This is a genomic window from Streptomyces sp. NRRL B-24484, assembly GCF_000717715.1.
GTDB lineage: Bacteria > Actinomycetota > Actinomycetes > Streptomycetales > Streptomycetaceae > Kitasatospora.
On sequence record NZ_JOAI01000023.1, the window covers coordinates 119,780 to 135,350 of the forward strand.

Annotated in this window: 17 protein-coding genes and 1 tRNA gene; 9 read left to right on the plus strand and 9 right to left on the minus strand. The window is 75.3% G+C overall.

The genetic code is table 11. The features are described 5' to 3' along the window. Positions 1-68 precede the first annotated feature (68 nt). Complete coding sequence (locus IE98_RS0121640; RefSeq protein ID WP_030271324.1) at positions 69-371, minus strand: hypothetical protein; 303 nt, start codon at positions 369-371, stop codon at positions 69-71. Between the two features lie 145 nt (positions 372-516). Between IE98_RS0121640 and IE98_RS0121645 the strand changes: the two genes are divergently transcribed. Then, positions 517-1,650, plus strand: a complete 1,134-nt coding sequence (locus IE98_RS0121645) for a low temperature requirement protein A (protein ID WP_052390782.1) — start codon at positions 517-519, stop codon at positions 1,648-1,650. A 32-nt stretch (positions 1,651-1,682) separates the two neighbouring features. Here the strand turns inward: IE98_RS0121645 and IE98_RS0121650 are convergent, their stop codons facing one another. Continuing rightward, entirely contained in the window at positions 1,683-2,495 is an 813-nt protein-coding gene (locus IE98_RS0121650; protein WP_052390783.1) for a tyrosine-protein phosphatase, read from the minus strand. A gap of 67 nt (positions 2,496-2,562) precedes the next feature. Continuing rightward, entirely contained in the window at positions 2,563-3,312 is a 750-nt protein-coding gene (locus tag IE98_RS0121655; RefSeq protein WP_030271331.1) for an SDR family oxidoreductase, read from the minus strand. 82 nt (positions 3,313-3,394) lie between these two features. Here IE98_RS0121655 and IE98_RS0121660 point away from each other — a divergent pair, with 82 nt between their 5' ends. Next, the gene (locus IE98_RS0121660) at positions 3,395-3,979 is read left to right on the plus strand and encodes a transglutaminase-like domain-containing protein (protein ID WP_052390784.1); all 585 of its coding nucleotides are present in this window, start codon (positions 3,395-3,397) and stop codon (positions 3,977-3,979) included. A gap of 168 nt (positions 3,980-4,147) precedes the next feature. On the opposite strand, the gene IE98_RS0121665 is transcribed toward IE98_RS0121660, so the two are convergent. Beyond that, a complete protein-coding gene (locus IE98_RS0121665) occupies positions 4,148-5,356 on the minus strand; it encodes a DNA glycosylase AlkZ-like family protein (RefSeq protein WP_199922941.1) in 1,209 nt (402 codons plus the stop codon). Between the two features lie 141 nt (positions 5,357-5,497). Here IE98_RS0121665 and IE98_RS0121670 point away from each other — a divergent pair, with 141 nt between their 5' ends. Beyond that, positions 5,498-6,172 (plus strand): DNA polymerase beta superfamily protein, encoded by a 675-nt coding sequence (locus tag IE98_RS0121670; RefSeq protein ID WP_030271337.1) that lies wholly within the window; start codon positions 5,498-5,500, stop codon positions 6,170-6,172. 121 nt (positions 6,173-6,293) lie between these two features. After that, positions 6,294-6,369, plus strand: a tRNA-Lys gene (locus IE98_RS0121675). Between the two features lie 56 nt (positions 6,370-6,425). Here IE98_RS0121675 and IE98_RS50995 read toward each other — a convergent pair. The 5 genes from IE98_RS50995 to IE98_RS0121700 all read right to left on the minus strand — a co-directional run bounded on the left by IE98_RS50995 (position 6,426) and on the right by IE98_RS0121700 (position 10,445). After that, the gene (locus IE98_RS50995) at positions 6,426-6,977 is read right to left on the minus strand and encodes a flavoprotein (RefSeq protein WP_030271338.1); all 552 of its coding nucleotides are present in this window, start codon (positions 6,975-6,977) and stop codon (positions 6,426-6,428) included. A 110-nt stretch (positions 6,978-7,087) separates the two neighbouring features. Continuing rightward, positions 7,088-7,807, minus strand: a complete 720-nt coding sequence (locus IE98_RS51000; protein ID WP_234443621.1) for a hypothetical protein — start codon at positions 7,805-7,807, stop codon at positions 7,088-7,090. Positions 7,808-7,940: 133 nt separating this feature from the next. Then, positions 7,941-8,126, minus strand: a complete 186-nt coding sequence (locus IE98_RS0121690) for a hypothetical protein (protein WP_030271341.1) — start codon at positions 8,124-8,126, stop codon at positions 7,941-7,943. 46 nt (positions 8,127-8,172) lie between these two features. Then, positions 8,173-9,039, minus strand: a complete 867-nt coding sequence (locus tag IE98_RS0121695; protein ID WP_030271343.1) for a methyltransferase domain-containing protein — start codon at positions 9,037-9,039, stop codon at positions 8,173-8,175. After that, positions 9,036-10,445 carry a cytochrome P450 gene (locus tag IE98_RS0121700; protein ID WP_052390785.1) on the minus strand — a complete coding sequence of 470 codons (1,410 nt, stop codon included), beginning with the start codon at positions 10,443-10,445 and terminating at the stop codon, positions 9,036-9,038. The genes IE98_RS0121695 and IE98_RS0121700 overlap by 4 nt, the downstream gene beginning before the upstream one ends. Positions 10,446-10,765: 320 nt before the next feature. On the opposite strand from IE98_RS0121700, the gene IE98_RS0121705 reads away from it, so the two are divergent. From IE98_RS0121705 to IE98_RS0121725, 5 genes are all read left to right on the plus strand, one after another. Continuing rightward, positions 10,766-11,134, plus strand: a complete 369-nt coding sequence (locus tag IE98_RS0121705; RefSeq protein ID WP_234443622.1) for a hypothetical protein — start codon at positions 10,766-10,768, stop codon at positions 11,132-11,134. Between the two features lie 127 nt (positions 11,135-11,261). Then, positions 11,262-12,164 (plus strand): ABC transporter ATP-binding protein, encoded by a 903-nt coding sequence (locus tag IE98_RS0121710; RefSeq protein WP_234443623.1) that lies wholly within the window; start codon positions 11,262-11,264, stop codon positions 12,162-12,164. Continuing rightward, positions 12,161-13,045 carry an ABC transporter permease gene (locus IE98_RS0121715; protein WP_106976655.1) on the plus strand — a complete coding sequence of 295 codons (885 nt, stop codon included), beginning with the start codon at positions 12,161-12,163 and terminating at the stop codon, positions 13,043-13,045. The genes IE98_RS0121710 and IE98_RS0121715 overlap by 4 nt, the downstream gene beginning before the upstream one ends. Before the next feature lie 78 nt (positions 13,046-13,123). Further along, positions 13,124-14,329, plus strand: a complete 1,206-nt coding sequence (locus IE98_RS0121720) for a cytochrome P450 (protein WP_030271352.1) — start codon at positions 13,124-13,126, stop codon at positions 14,327-14,329. Continuing rightward, positions 14,326-15,570: a flavin monoamine oxidase family protein gene (locus IE98_RS0121725; RefSeq protein WP_030271355.1), complete on the plus strand. Its 1,245-nt coding sequence runs from the start codon at positions 14,326-14,328 to the stop codon at positions 15,568-15,570. Before IE98_RS0121720 ends, IE98_RS0121725 begins: the two co-directional genes overlap by 4 nt. The last annotated feature ends 1 nt before the right edge of the window (position 15,571 follow it).

Below are 15,571 nucleotides of genomic sequence, written 5' to 3' on the forward strand. Positions count from 1 at the left end.
CGACACCCCCGGGCGTCGCAGCCACACCGCGGCCTGACCGCAGCCGGATCGCGCGGGCCCCGGGCCGGTCAGCCGCTGCGGCGGGTGGCCAGCACCGAGGCGGCGGCGACCACGGCGGTCACGGCGAGGACGGAGGGCCAGGCGCCGATCTTCTTCGCCAGCGGGTGGGAGCCGCCGAACGCCGCCACGTACAGCCCGGTCAGCGCCGCCGCGGTGGCCGGGCCGGCCTGGCGGTTCCACTGGACGGCCGCGGTGGCCCCGGCGGCGGCGAGCACCGCCCCGCCGAGCTCCCGGCGCCCGCTCCACCGGGCGGTGCCGTACCCGCCGATCAGACCGGCCGCCGCCACCGCCGTGCTCGGGACACCCGCCATTGCCGCACTCCTCTCAGGGGACTCTCCTCCCGACCATAACCCGGCCCGCCGGGCCCTCCCGGACGGGGGGCGGCGGCCCGCGGTCCGACCCCGGTACGGCCGAAATCCCGCCCGCGGACGGCCGAGTTGATCCATACTCGCGCCCGTGACCACTGCCACCGGGACCACCGTCGTCGAGAACGAGGCCGAACTGCGGGTCGGCCCGCTGGAACTCTTCTTCGACCTCGTCTTCGTCTTCACCGTCACCCAGCTGACCGCCAGCCTGGTGCACCACCTGACCCCGGGCGGGCTGGTGCGGGTGCTGGTGATGCTGGCGGTCATCTGGTGGATGTACGACGCGTTCATCTGGCTCACCAACGCGCTGCCGCCGTCCACCCACCCGCGGCGGGCCTTCCTGCTGCTCGGCATGACGGGCTTCCTGGTGGTCTCGCTCGCGGTGCCGCACGCCTTCGACGGCAGCGGGGCCGCGTTCGGCTGGGCCTACCTGCTGGTGATCGCCGTGCACACCGGGATGTTCGCCTCGGCCGGGGTGGCCCGTGGGGCGGTGCTGCGGATGGGCGGCCTGAACCTGGTCATCGCGGCCCTGGTGGTGGTCGGCGGCTACCTGCAGGGCTCCGTCCAACTCGCCCTGTGGACGGCCTCGCTGGCGCTGCAGATCGCCAACCCGTACGTCGTCGACCTGCCGCAGTTCCACCTGCGGGCGGACCACTTCGTGGAGCGGCACGGGCTGGTGGTGATCGTGGCCTTCGGCGAGTCGGTGGTCGCCCTGGGTGCCGGCGCCGCGGGCCACGACGAGCTCACGGCCGGGCCGGTGGGCGCGGCGGTCTGTGCGCTGGCGGTCTGCATCGGCCTGTGGTGGGCCTATTTCGGCCATGACGACGACGAGCGGGCGGTCGCCGTGATGGCGGTGCTGGACGACGCCCGGCGCAACCGCCTGGCGATCCGCGTCCACAACCTCGGCCACTACGCGCTGCTGCTCGCGGTGATCCTCTTCGCGGCGGGCGCCGAGTCGGCCGTCGCGCACCCGACGGCGGCGCTGTCCCCCGCCCGGGCCGCCGTGCTGGCCGCCGGCCCGGCGCTCTTCCTGGTCGCCAACGCCGGGATCCGCCGCACCTTCGGGCTGCACCCGCTGCTGCCCCGGCTGGTGGCGGCCGCCCTGGTCGCGGCGACCGTCCCGCTCGGCACCGGGCGGTCGGCGCTCGCCCAACTCGGGGCGATCGCCGTCCTGATGGCCGCGGCCTTCGCCTGGGAGGAGCGGCACCGGATCGCCCGTGGCTGAGCCGGTGCCGCCCGGTGCCGTGCCCCGGCGGCTCAGCCCAACTTGGAGCGCAGTGCGGCCAGTTCCTCCGCGGTGACGCCGTGGGCGAGCAGGTAGCCCTCGACCGAGCCGTGCAGCTCGCGCATCCGGGCGAGCGCGGCGAGCAGGTTGTCCGCCTCCACCGGGTGGGAGAGCTGCTCCTCGCCGTTCTCGTCCAGGTAGGGCACCGGCCCCTTGTCGAGGCCGAGGTGCACGTTCGAGCGCAGGAAGTCCTCGACGATCTCCTCCTCGGACAGCCCGGCGAGGTGGTGGACGACGGCGACGGTCAGGCCGGTGCGGTCCTTGCCCACGGCGCAGTGGACGACCGCGGGCGTCCCGTCCGGAGCGGCCAGCCGGCGGACGGTGCCGGCGATCGCGGCTCCGCCGGTCTCGGCCATGAAGAGGTAGACCTCGAGCGACCCCGACGGCCACTCGATGCCCGTCTCCGACCGGTCCGGCAGCAGCGGCAGGTGGTGGTCGAAGTAGTCCAGGCCGTGCCGCTCGTCCGGCCAGCGGCTGCGCTCGGTCGCGGTCCGCAGGTCGACGACGACCCGGATGCCGAGCGCCTCCAGCGCCCGGGCGCCCTGCGGGGTCAGCAGGGCGAGGGTGCCGGAGCGGAACAGCACGCCGGGGCGGACGGTGCCCACCCCGGCGTCCCGGAAGTTCGGCACCTCCGGGACGGCAGCGTGCGGCCGGGACCGCTGGTAGTCGAGGCGGGCGGGGATGTCGGAGGCCGCCGCGGGCGTCGCACCGGTGGTGACGGCCGTGGTGGTGGCGGTAACAGCGGCGTCGGTGTCGACGGCGTCGTCGAACTCGCTCTCGGTCATGGGGCCAACGGTAGGCCGCCCGGCCCGCCGGGCGGGCCCGATCGCGAAACCCGTTCCGCCGTGCCGCTCACCGCCCGCCGGCGATGTCCAGGAAGGCCCCGGTGACGTACGAGGCGGCGGGCGAGAGCAGGTACAGGATGCTCTCGGCGACCTCCTCCGGCTGACCGCCGCGGCCCATCGGGAGCCCCGGCGCGACCCGGTCGACCCGGCCGGGTTCGCCGCCCAGCGCGTGGATGCCGGTGTGGATCAGGCCGGGACGCACCGCGTTGACCCGGATGCCCTCGCCGGCGACCTCCAGGGCCAGGCCGCGGGTCATCGAGTCGAGCGCACCCTTGGAGGCCGCGTAGTCCACGTACTCGTTGGGCGAGCCCAGCCGGGACGCGGCCGAGGACACGTTGACGATCGCCCCGCCGCGGCCGCCGTACCGGGTCGACATCCGGCGGACGGCCTCGCCCGCGCACAGGAACGGGCCGGTGATGTTCGCCGCCCAGATCCGGGCCAGCCGGTCCTCGTCCAGTTCGTCGAGGCGGCACTGCTTCTCCAGCGTGCCGGCGTTGTTCACCAGGCCGGTCGGCGTGCCGAGGCGCTCGTCGACCGTCTCGAACAGCCGCCGCGCCCCCTCGGCCCGGCTGACGTCCGCCCGGACGGCGATCGCGGTGCCGCCCGCGGCGCGGATGCCGTCCACCACGGCCTGCGCCGAGACGCTGTCGTTGAGGTAGTTGATGCAGACGCGGTGGCCGCGGGCCGCGGCCAGCCGGGCGGTGGCGGCCCCGATCCCGCGTCCGCCGCCGGTGACCACAAGGACGTCGTCGCTCATGGCACCGACCGTAGCCGAACCGGCCCTGTCCGAAGGGCGGAATTCCCGGCCGGCCCGCCCGCCCGCGCCGCAGGATGGCCGCATGACCACGCAGCGCAACGTCCCGGAGACGTCCGTCCCCGCCGCCGGAGACCCGGCCCACCTGGCCGCCGACGCGATCGTCGACCACGGCCACCCCTCGATCCGCGCCCTCGCCGGCCGCCTCCGCGGCGCGACAGCCGAGGAGACGGCACGCGCCCTGTACCTGTACGTCCGCGACGAGGTGGCGCACTCCTACGACGTGGACCGCTGGAGCGCGGCCGTCCGCGCCTCCGACGTGCTCGCCGCCGGGGACGCCGTCTGCCACGGCAAGTCCCACCTGCTGGTCGCGCTGCTGCGTGCCGAGGGCATCCCGGCCGGCCTGTGCTACCAGCGGCTGGAGGCGCTGCACGGGCTCGTCGCGTACCGGCTGCCCGGGCGGTCGGAGTGGGTGCGGATCGACCCGCGCGGCAACCGGCCGGGCATGGACGCACAGTTCGCCACCACCCCGGCCGAGGAGCGGATCGCCTACCCCGACGTGCCGCTGGAGCCCGGTGTGCACGCCGCGGTGCCGCCGGTGCTGGCGGCGGGCCTCGCCCGCGGCGTACCGGGTGTCGCCTCCTTCGACTACATCCCGACCGCGCTCTGAGTGGTCGACCCCGGGGGCGCCGGGGCACCTCCCGGCCGAAGGCTGCGGGCGGAACCGCGCGATTCGGACGGGAGCCACCGTACGGACCAGGGGTGAGCCGGATTTGTCAGGAGCGCCACCCCCGGACTGCGCAGTTCCCCGCGCCCCTGGCTCGACCACCCCGAGCGCCTAGGGAGTTGCCGCGCGGAGGGCGGCGATCCTGGGGGCGCGGCTCTTCGGCGAGTCCAGGCCGAAGCCGCGGGCGTCCCCCAGTTCGTCGCGGACGAAGGCCTCCGTGCGGTCGATCACCTCCTGCAGGGCCGGGTCCGGCGGCACGTACAGCCGGTGCACGATCTCGCGCGCCTCGGGGTCGTACTCCCACAGGCCGACGATCCGGCCGCGGTCGACCACGACGTGGGTCTGCGGGTCGGCCTCGGTGCCGAAGGTGCGTCCGGCCCGCCCGCCCGGCAGGGTCCGGTCGGCGTCGGCCGGGTCCAGCAGCCGGGGCAGGTCGCGGTGCAGCAGGTGGATGCCGTCGATCCCGGCGACCAGCGCGTAGGAGGGCTCGGCGGGCGGCTCGAAGGCCTCGAACTCCTCCGCCAGGGCGGCCGGCAGCAGCAGGTCGGTGCCGGGCAGGGTGACCAGGTCGAGCGGGGCCAGCGCGGCCTTGGCGGTCGCCGCCGTGAACCCGGTGAACCACCGCAGGTGCCGGACGGCCGCCGGCGCGGCCCACGCGAGGTACCGCTCGGCGAGCTCCGCGGCCGATCCGTGCACCGGCTGGTCCCACCGGACGTAGCCGTAACGCTGCTGGTCCAGGCGGCCGTTGACCGGAACCCGGCGGGCCTGGCCGCGGGACTGCAGCAGCCCGAGCGCCAGCGGCAGCGTGGTCGACACCCCGCGCCTGCGGCCCGCCTCGCCGAGCGACCGGACGGAGCCGCCCGCCGACTCGCGGATCGCCGCCGGCTCCAACGGCGCCTCCGGGGAGAGGACATGGCCGATCGTCAGGCACAGCTTCTCGATCTCGTCCCGGGTGACGCCCAGGTGCTTCACCGCGGACCCGATCTCGCTCTCCGGGACGCCCGCCCCGGCGGCCAGACCGAGCGCGTAGTCCGCCGCCGGCAGGACGTAGGTGCAGCCGCGGGCGGAGGGCAGCTCGTGCACCTCCAGCGCGGCCAGCGCCGCGTCCACCGCCTCCCGGTGCAGGCCGGCCCGGGCGAACAGGCCCAGGTACGGCGCCGCGCCGCCGACCGAACGGGCCCAGCCCGCCGCGGCGAGCACCTCGGCCGGGGAGGCGCCCGCGTGCGCCGGCTCCGGGCCGCCCGTCAGCCACTGCCGGTGCGCCCACCAGGCCCTGAGCTTCGCCGCCGGGACCACGCTGTCCATCAGCCCGTTCGCCATGGGCCCAGTATCGGCGGGCCGGAGCACGGGCGGCCGGAGCGACCTACCGACAATTCGGTCGCGCCCGGAGGCGGCGGCACGGCAGACTGCCCGTCCAGCCCCCACCGGCTCTGCCGGCCCCACCGACGGACGGAGACGCCCGTGCACGTCCTGCTCGCCGGCATCGTCGGCTCCACCGCCTACGGCCTCGCCCACGCCGGCTCGGACATCGACCGGCTCGGCCTGTTCGCCGCACCCACCGTCGAGTTCCACGGCCTGCAGCGGCCCGCCGAGTCGCACGTCACCACCGCGCCCGACCGCACCCTGCACGAGGCCGCGAAGTGGTGCCGGCTCGCCCTGAACGGCAACCCCACGGCCTCCGAACTCGCCTGGCTGCCCGAGGACATGTACGAGGTGCGCACCCCGCTGGGCGAGGAGCTGATCGGCATCCGCCGGTCCTTCCTCGGTGCGCACGCCGTCCGCCGCTCGTACCTCGGCTACGCCAGCCAGCAGTTCAGGAAGCTGACGACCCGGGACGCTGGCGACCCGGCCGCACGGGCCAGGGCCGCCAAGCACGCCCGGCACCTCGTGCGGCTGGTCGAACAGGGCCTCGCCCTGCACGAGACCGGCGAGGTCGTCGTGCGGCTCGCCGACCCCGAGCGGGTCCGCGCGCTCGGCGAGCGCTACGCCGAGCGTCCGGAGGAGGCGGCCGGGCTGCTCGCCTCGGCCGAGGAGCGCTTCGACCGGCCCGGTGTGCTGCCGGAGGCGCCCGACGAGGCGCCGGCCGAGGCCTGGCTGCGCCGGGTCCGGGCCGTCCACCTGGATCCGGCGGCCTGAAGGTCGTCCGCGCACCGGTTCGAGCCGCGGCGCGGCGCACAATCCCCTGGCGGCCCCCCGGGGATCACCGGGTAGGATCGGCCCCGGCGAGCGCTGTACCAGCACGGTCGTGCCCGCCGACGGGCCGCTAGCTCAATTGGCAGAGCTGCGGACTTTTAATCCGTAGGTTCAGGGTTCGAGCCCCTGGCGGCCCACCAGTCCGGCGGAGTCCGGCACCGGATCCCGGTGCCGGACTCCGGCGTTCCGGGGCGCTTCAGTCCTGGCCGCGGGCCCCGGCGAGGACCGGGCGGAGCAGGTCGAGGACGGCCGTCCAGCGGTAGCCGGCACGGCCCTCGTCGGTGCGGGCCCGGTGCGGGACGGCGTCGCCGAACAGCACGCCCATCGCCCGCAGCCGCTCCAGGCTCGCCCCGTAGGCGGGGTGGGCGGCCTGCGCCGCGTTGACGTACGGCTGGACGGCGGTCGGGGTGCCGAGGCCGTACGCCTCGCAGAGGATGCCGAGGGCCAGGGTGTCGGAGATGCCGGCGGCCCACTTGTTGACGGTGTTGAAGGTGGCCGGGGCGACCGCGATCGCGTCGGCCCAGGGCAGCGGCTGCGGGCTGCCCGGGGTGCGCCAGGCCGAGCGGACGGCGTGGCCGGTCCGCGCCTCGACGGCCTCCCGGTCGATGAAGCCGAGTGCGGTCGGGGTGGCGATGACGCCGACGCCCCAGCCCTCGTCCTGGGCTGCGCCGATCAGGGTGCCGACGTCGGCCGCGATGCCCGCGGCGCAGACGACGACGTAGAGGAACGGCCGGTGCTGCTCGGTCAACCTGGACTCCCCGGTGCGGTCGGCGGTGCGTGCGGCAGGTACGGGGACATCCTGCCCCGTCGGCCGCCCGCCGTCCCGGCCCGTGGCGGCGGACCGGAGCGGACGCCGCGTCAGGGCTTCAGCAGCAGCGGGAAGGGCGGCCGGTACATCTTCAGCCGGTAGGCCATCGAGACGTCGTCGATCAGGAACGGCACCTTGTTGGCGGCGTCGTCCACGGAGAAGAAGGAGATCACGGCCTTCTGCTCGGTGGAGGAGTAGAAGGCGCTCGGCAGCGTCACGGTGACCTGCTGGTAGCCGCCGCCGCTGTCCTTGTTGGTCCGGCCGGCCAGGGTGTACGGGGTGCCGTCCGGCGCGGTGGCCTCGACGGTGAGCTCGTGGTAGCCGAAGGTGGCCGGGGTCGGGGTGCCGATGTGCACCCAGAAGGTCAGCACCGGCACGCGCAGGGCCGGGATCGTCACCTGCTGGGTGATCCGGTCCATGCCGGGCCGGCCGTGGCCGCCGAGCTCGGCCTTCCAGGTGCCCGAGTGCGCGGGCAGTGCCGGGTCGTCGGTGATGACCCCGGTGCCGAACGGCAACGAGAACGTGTTCCACCCGCTGGCGCCGGCCTCGAAGTCGGGGTTGGCGACACCGGCCGGTGCGGCCTGCGCGGCCGGGGCGGCCAGCAGGCCGACGACGGCGGCTGCGGCGAGGACGGAAGTGGCGATGCGCGCCTTCCGGAACATGGCCTTCATGACTCTCCTGATCGGGGTGGCCGCCCGCACCTGCTGCCGGTGCCCGGGGCGGCGGAGTTCCGCTGCGGCCCGGGGCCGCACCAGGAACGTACCGTCCACCACTGACACCACCGGGGTGGAACCGGTTCCCGATCTGACGCACGGTCATGTCCCCGTCCGGGTGCGGGCACGGGTGCGGGGGCGAACGGCCGGGCGGTGGCCGGGGCGGGGCGGCCCCGGCCACCTGGCCCGGTCAGTAGCGCGGCTTGCGCGTGAGGGCGATGCCGCCGAGCAGGAAGGCCACGCCGAGGACGCCGGCGATGACGGCGTCGGTGGTCTGCGCGGGCTTGTGGCTGGCGTCCATGACCGCGGTGACCAGGCCGGCCACGGCGCTGATGTAGCAGAAGATCGTGATGAAGATCTTCAGGTTGGGGTTCATCCGATGCCTTTCGTCGAGCTGTGCGGGTGGTGGTGGTGCGGGGCCCTCAACGGGCGGCCCGCGGTCCGCGGTCCGCGGGTGCGGTCGCGGCGGCGGTGAGGCCGAGCAGCATCACCCAGGCGTCGGGGTCCGACCGGAAGCGGTTCCAGCGGTCCGCCGCGAGGGCGAGTTCGGCCAGGGAGAGGACGCCCCGGGCCACCAGCGGCTCCAGCCGCTGCGGGCCCAGCTGAGGGGCGAAGGCGTCCGTGGGGTGGTCGTCGTTGGTGGTGGCGAAGGGCCGCAGCACGACGTCCTCGAAACCGGCGGCGCGCAGCAGCCGGGGCAGCCGCCGGCCGATCGCGCGGTCGCCGCCCGCCGTCCGCTGGGCGGCGGCCATCTTGGCGTGCACACCGGCGAGTTCGGGGTAGGACGGGTCGGCGGCGCCCCAGCAGGCCGAGTCGACCTCGGTGCAGGCGACCCGGCCGCCGGGCCGGAGCACCCGCCGGACCTCGGCGAGCACCGCCGCCGGATCGGGCACGTGCTGGAGGACGTACCGGAGCAGCACGAAGTCCACGCTGCCGTCCTCCAGCGGCAGGTCGGCGCCGTCCGCGACGAGCAGGGTGACGCCCGGGCCGGCCGCCCGGGCCAGCAGCTCGCCGTCGATGTCGGCGGCGACCAGGGCGGTGTCGGCGGGCAGCGCGGCCCGCAGCCGGCGGGTGACCGCGCCGGGGCCGGCGCCGAGTTCGAGCACGGTGCCGCCGGGGGCGGCGATGCCGAGCTCGCGCAGCAGGTGCAGCTCCTCGGCGAAGGAGAGCGCGGCCTGGGCCTCCAGCCGGTCGAGTTCGGCGGCCAGGCCGCCGCCGGTGGTGCGGGCCGGGTCGTAGGAGCCGCCGACCGGGCGGTCCGGAGCGGTGGTGGGGGCAGGGGCGGTCATCGGGGCCTCGCGATCATCGTCATGCCGTTCTTCGGACGCAGCGTCACCAGGGCCTCCGGCTCGACCGCGAGGCCGTCGACGAGCTCCAGGCGGACCGACTGCAGCAGGGTGGCGAGCACCAGGACGGCCTCCAGCAGCGCGAAGTGCTGGCCGATGCAGATCCGGTCGCCGCCGCCGAAGGGCAGGTAGAGGTGGCTGGGGAAGGCGGCGCCGTCGAAGCGGTCCGGGCGGAACTCCTCGGGCGCCTCCCAGTGGTCGGGGTGCCGGTGCAGCACCCACTGGCTGACGCAGACGAGGGTGCCCGGCTCGACGCGGTAGCCGCCGATCACGTCGCGCCCGATCGCGCGCCGGGAGATCAGCCAGACCGGCGGGTAGAGCCGCATCGCCTCCTGGACGGCCCGCCGGCAGGCCGGCAGGTCCGGCAGGTCGGCGGCGGTCGGCGGACGCCCGCCGAGCACCCGGTCGATCTCCTCGCGGACCTTCGCCGCCTCCTCCGGGTGGCGGTCGAGGAGGTAGAGCGTCCAGCTGAGCGACTTGGCGGTGGTCTCGTGGCCGGCCATGACGATGGTCAGCACCTGGTCGCGGAGGTCCTCGTCGGAGACCAGGTGGTCGCCGGACATCATCGTGTCGAGCAGGTTCCCCGCGTCGCCGTCGGCGCCCCCGTCGCCGCCGTGGCCGGCGACCGGGCAGCCGGCCGCCCGCCGGGAGGCGATCAGGGTGCGGGTCACCGTGTTGAGGAACACCCGGGCCCGGCTGAAGGCGGCGTACCGCTGCGCGGTGTCGGCCGGGTCCGGGTCCGGGTCGGGCACGTAGTGGCCGATGCACCGGTTGACGGCGTCGACGGCGCGGCCGAAGCCCTCGCCGATGCCGTCGATGTCGGCGCCGAGGATCGCGTGCGTGAGGATGCCGAGGGTCAGCGCGGTGAGGTGGTCGTCCACGGCGATCGGGCTGCCAGCCTCGACCGCCGGGCGCCAGCGCTCCAGCAGCGCCGAGGTGGCCTCGGTGACGATGCCGTCGAAGCTCCGCACCGAGCTGGGCCGGAAGGCCGGCGCGGTGAGCCGGCGCTGGCGGGCCCAGTCGGCGCCGTTGCTGGTGAGCAGCCCGTTGCCGAGCAGCGGACGCAGCATGGCGTCGTCCGGGGTGTCCTGCTTGGTGTAGTTGGCGCCGTTGTCCTTGAGGACGTGCCGGGCGTACTCGGGCCGGTTCAGCAGGTAGACGGTGTCGCCGCCGGCCCGGTGGCGGGTGATGTCGCCGTAGGTGCGGGCCAGGTCGGTGATGAAGGCGAGCGGTGCCTCGCGCATCACCGCCATGTCGATCTCCTCCGGCGGCCCGGGCGGCAGCGGCAGCCCGGAGACGTCGGAGCCCGGGGTGCGCGGGCCCGGGTGCGTAGGCGCGGTTCGGACCACGTCCGTGTGTCCCTTCGGGTCGGCTGCGGCGGCGTACGCGGATGCGTAGGCCCGGCGCGATACGCAGAAGGAATTCGCCGAATACGTACGCATCCTGCCGCCGTACGTATTCGGATACGTATTCCGATGCGTATTCCCATACGCATTCCTGCCATCTCGCCGCCCGAAATCTACCGCACGCCCCCGACGTGCTCAATACTTACTCTCGGCACCGGAACTGACGTCTTGGCAGGCCTTTTCCCGGCATGTCATCGTTCATTTGTCGGCAGCGCAGCAAGGCGCCGCCGGCGAAGTCCGGAACCGAGAAAAGGAAAAGTCCTATGGCTTTGGACCAGCGGAAGCGGGCCGAGTTCGTCAACGGCTACACCCGTGCCCTGATCAGCGCCTGGTCGAGCGAGGAGTACGCGGCCCGTCTGCGGACGGACGCCCGTGCGGCGCTCGCCGAGGCCGGCCTGGAGCTCCCGGCCGACGCCGAGATCGTGATCGTCAACACCGCCGCCGAGGGCGAGCAGGAGGGCAACCTGGAGGTCCAGGTCGAGCTCTTCGAGATCGGCCTCGCGACCGGTCGTTACGAGTTCCACATCCCGGAGACCCCGCAGATCGACACCGCCGAGCTCAGCGAGGGCGACCTGTCGGACATCGCGGCCGGCGGCAACTCCTGCTGCTGCCCGTGCTGCTGCTGCACCTGATCCCACCGATCAACCTGATCACCACCTAGGAGCGATCCAAGTGGCTACCGCCGTCGGGGAGAACCCCGTCTCCGTCCGCGGCCTTCGCAAGAGTTACGGCGACTGGCACGCGGTACAGGGTCTGGATTTGGACATTCACGCAGGCGAGGTCTTCGCCCTGCTCGGGCCGAACGGCGCGGGCAAGACGACGACCGTCGAGATCCTGGAGGGTGTCCGGCAGCGAACCGGCGGTGACGTGCGGGTCCTCGGCCACGACCCGGCCGAGGACCGGCGCGAGTGGCGCGCCAGGATCGGGGTCGTCCCCCAGACCACCGGCGCGTACAACGACCTGACGGTGCGCGAGGTCGTGGAGCACTTCGCGGCGTTCTACCCGGCGCCGCTCCCGGTCGGCCAGGTCATCGACATGGTCGGACTGGGCAAGCACGAGAAGAAGCAGAGCACCGACCTCTCCGGAGGCCAGGCCCGCCGGCTCGACGTCGCCGTCGGCATCGTCGGCGACCCCGACCTGATCTTCCTCGACGAACCCACCACCGGGTTGGACCCGGTGGCCCGCCGGGAGGCCTGGGACCTGGTCCGCTGGTTCTCCGAGCGCGGCCGCACCACCGTGCTCACCACGCACTACCTCGACGAGGCCGAGGCGCTCGCCCAGCGCGCCGCGGTGATCGTCGCCGGACGGGTGGTCCAGTACGGGCCGCTCGCCGACTTCGGCGACCGCGCGAAGACTCCGACCACGGTCTCCTTCCGGACACCGCCGGAGCTCGCGCACCGCCTGCTGCCGCACCTGCCGCACGGCGCCGAGGCCGAGCCGGCCACCGCCGACGGCCTGCTGCGGATCCGCACCCACACCCCCACCGCACTGCTCTCGGTGCTGGTGCCGTGGGCCCGCGAGGCGGGCGTCGCCGAACTGCCCGAACTGCGGGTGCACCGCCCCACCCTGGAGGACGTCTACCTGGACCTCATCCGGCAGAACATCGGCGGCACCGACCGCGGTACCGACCCCGTCGACGGCGCCGAGGAGGGCACCCGATGACTCTCGCAGAGGCCTCCCCGAACTCCCCGGCGCAGGCCGCCCCGGCCGCCGGCGCGACCCCCGAGCCGCGCCGCACCGCGCCGATGCCGGGCGTCTGGCGGGCCGGCACGGCCCGCTCCCGGGTCGAACTGCGGGCGTTCTTCCGCAACAAGCAGTCCCTGGTCTTCACCCTGATGTTCCCGGTGATCCTGCTGGTCGTCTTCGGCTCGATCTTCTCCGGCAAGGTGGCCGGCACCGACACCGACCTCAAGCAGGTGTTCATGGCCGGCATCATCGCCGCCGGCGTGATGAGCACCTCCTTCTCGGGCCTCGCCATCAACGTCGCCATCGAGCGGGACACCGGCACCGTCCGCCGGCTCGCCATGACCCCGATGCCCAAGTCCGCGTACTTCGTCGGCAAGCTCGTCCGGGTCGTGGTCACCACCGTGCTGGAGACGGCGCTGCTGCTCGGCATCGCGCTCACCCTGTTCGGGCTGCCGCTGCCGAGCACCGCCGAGCGCTGGGCCACCCTCGGCTGGGACCTCGGCCTCGGCACGGTCGCCTGCGCGATGGCCGGCGCGGCCTACTCCGCGGCCATCCCCAACAGCCGCTCCGCGGCGGCCGTGGTCACCCCGGTCTTCATGGTGCTGCAGTTCATCTCCGGCGTGTTCTTCCCGTTCGGCCAGCTGCCGCACTGGATGCAGACCACCGCCGCGTTCTTCCCCGTCAAGTGGATGGCGCAGGGCTTCCGTTCGGTGTTCCTGCCGGACTCCTTCCAGGCCGTCGAACCCGCCGGGAACTGGGAGCTCGGGCACATCGCCCTCGTCCTCGCGCTGTGGACGCTGGGCGGCCTCGTCCTCACCGCCATGACCTTCCGCTGGCGCGGCCCCCGGGTCCGCTGACGGCACGCCGGCCGGGTGCCCACCGGTGCCCGGCCGGCCACCAGCGAGTACGCCCACCGACAGTCAGGAGTCGCCCCGATGACCACGGCGCCGGTGCGGCTGCCCGAGCACCTGATCCACCCGTTCGCCCCCGCCGGGCGGCCCGACCCGTACCCGGCGTACCGGTGGCTGCGGGCCAACGACCCGGTGCACCACGACACCTTCTCCGGGTTCTGGCTGGTCACCGGGCACGCCGACTGTGCGACCGTGCTCCGCGACCCCCGGCTGTCGGCCGCCCGCGGACAGCGGGAGCGCGCCCGCGAGGACGCCCTCCCGCCGTCCATGCTCACCACCGACCCGCCCGACCACCACCGGCTGCGGGCCCCCGGCGCGCTGCTGCTCGGCCCGGCGGCCGTCCGCTCCGTCGCCGACGGCCTCGTGGCCGACACCGACGCCCTGATCGACCGGCTCGCCGCGGCCCCCGGCCGGCCGGACGCCGTCGCCGACATCGGCCGCCCGCTCGCCACCGCCGTCTTCGCCCGGCTCTTCGGCCTGCCCCCGGGCGAACTCACCCGCTTCGAGACGCTCGCCCGGGCCGCCTCCGCCAACCTCGACCCGATGGCCCCGCCCGCGCGGGCCGCCCTCGGCCGCACCGCCGCCACCGCGCTCGGCCGCTACCTCGACGCCCACACCGTCCGGCTGACCGCCCAGGGCGCCGACGTGCCGCTCGCCGCGCTCGCCGCCGACACCCGGCTCGCCCGGCCCGAGATGCTCGGCATCCTCAACCTCGCGGTGGTCGGCGGCTGGCAGCCGCTCGCCGAGTTCGTCGGCAACGCCCTGCACTCGCTGCTGCCCGACCGGGCCGCCGTCCGCAGGCTCGCCGCCGCCGACGAGGACCTGGCCCGCCTCGCCGTGGACGAACTGCTCCGGTACGAGGCGCCGATCCCGTTCACCGCCCGGGTCGCCACCGAAACCGTGCCGCTGACCGGCGGCACCCTGCCCGCCGGAGCCCGGGTGCTCGCCGTCGTCTCCGCCGCCAACCGCGACCCGGACGTCTTCGAGGACCCCGACACCCTGCGGCTCGACCGCCACCCCAACCCGCACCTCGCCTTCGGCGGCGGTCCGCACTTCTGCCTCGCCGCCCAGCTGGTCCGCCAGGCCGGCGCGCTGCTGCTGCCCCGGCTGGTCCGCCGCTTCCCCGCACTGCGCGGGCCCGGCGGCCCCGCCCCCTGGGACCTCACGCTCGTACCGCGCCGGCTGCGTGCCTACCCCCTCGACCTCCGCCCCGCCGGGGAGGCCCGATGAGCACCGACGTCGTCGTGGTCGGCGCCGGCGCGGCCGGCCTCGCCGCCGCCCGCCGGCTGCACCGGGCCGGGCTCACCGTCACCGTCCACGAGGCCCGCGACCGGGTCGGCGGCCGCATCCGCACCCACCGCCCCGCCGACGGCGGCCCGCCGCTGGAACTCGGCGCCCAGGTGGTGCACGGCGACCGCAACCCCGTGCACGCCCTCGTCGGCACCGGCAACACCGCCGCCGTGCCGCGCCGGATCACCGCCCGGATCGTCGAGGACGGCACCGACCGCCCGATGGACGTCCTCGGCCGCGGCCGCCGCGCCCCCTGGCTGCTCGAAGCCGCCCTGCACGCCGACCCCGGCCCGGCGGGCCTGACCGTCGACGGCTGGCTCACCGCCCGCGGCAGCACCGGCGCCGAACGCCGCGCCGCCGAGGAGTGGTTCCGGCAGAACTGGGCCGCCGACCCCGCGCTCATCGGCACCCGTGGCATCGCCGCCGCCCACCGCGGCGAGCACGTCGGCGACGGCGAGTACGCCGTCCGCGGCGGCTTCGACCGGCTGCCCGGGCTGCTCGCCGAGGGCCTGGACGTCCGGCTCGGCGACCCCGTCCACGAACTCGCCTGCGCCGACGGCCGGGTGACCGCCCGCACCGCCGTCGGCCGCACCACCGCCGCGGCCGCCGTCGTCACCGTGCCCCCGGCCGTCCTCACCGCCGGCAGGCTCCGCCTCACCGGCCTGCCCGCCGACGGGCTCGCCGCCAAGACCGCTGCCGCCGCCCGGCTGCCGCTCGGCGACGGCTACTGCCTGGTCGCCGTGCTGGACCGGCCCGCACCCGCCACCGCGATCGTCCTCGACACCGACGGCACCGGCGGCTTCCTCCGCTGCGCCGAGGGCCGCCCCGAGGTGCTGTTCGTCGCCAAGGGCGCCGCCGCCGAGCGGCTGCGCACCGCCGCCGCCGAACCCGCCGCACTCACCGCGCTGCTCGCCACCGCCCTGCCCTGGACGGCCGGCGCCGCGGTGCTGGACACCGAGACGGCCGACTGGGGCCGCGACCCCCACGCCGGCGGCGCGTTCACCGCCCCCTCGGCCACCGCCGGCGACGCCGCCCGGCAGTGGGCCGAACCCCTCGCCGGGACGCTCTTCTTCGCCGGCGAGGCCACCGTCACCGGCCACCGGCTGCCCTGGGTCCAGGGCGCCCTGGCGAGCGGCGAACGGGCCGCCGACGAACTGATCGAGGCACTGGCGAAACGATGAC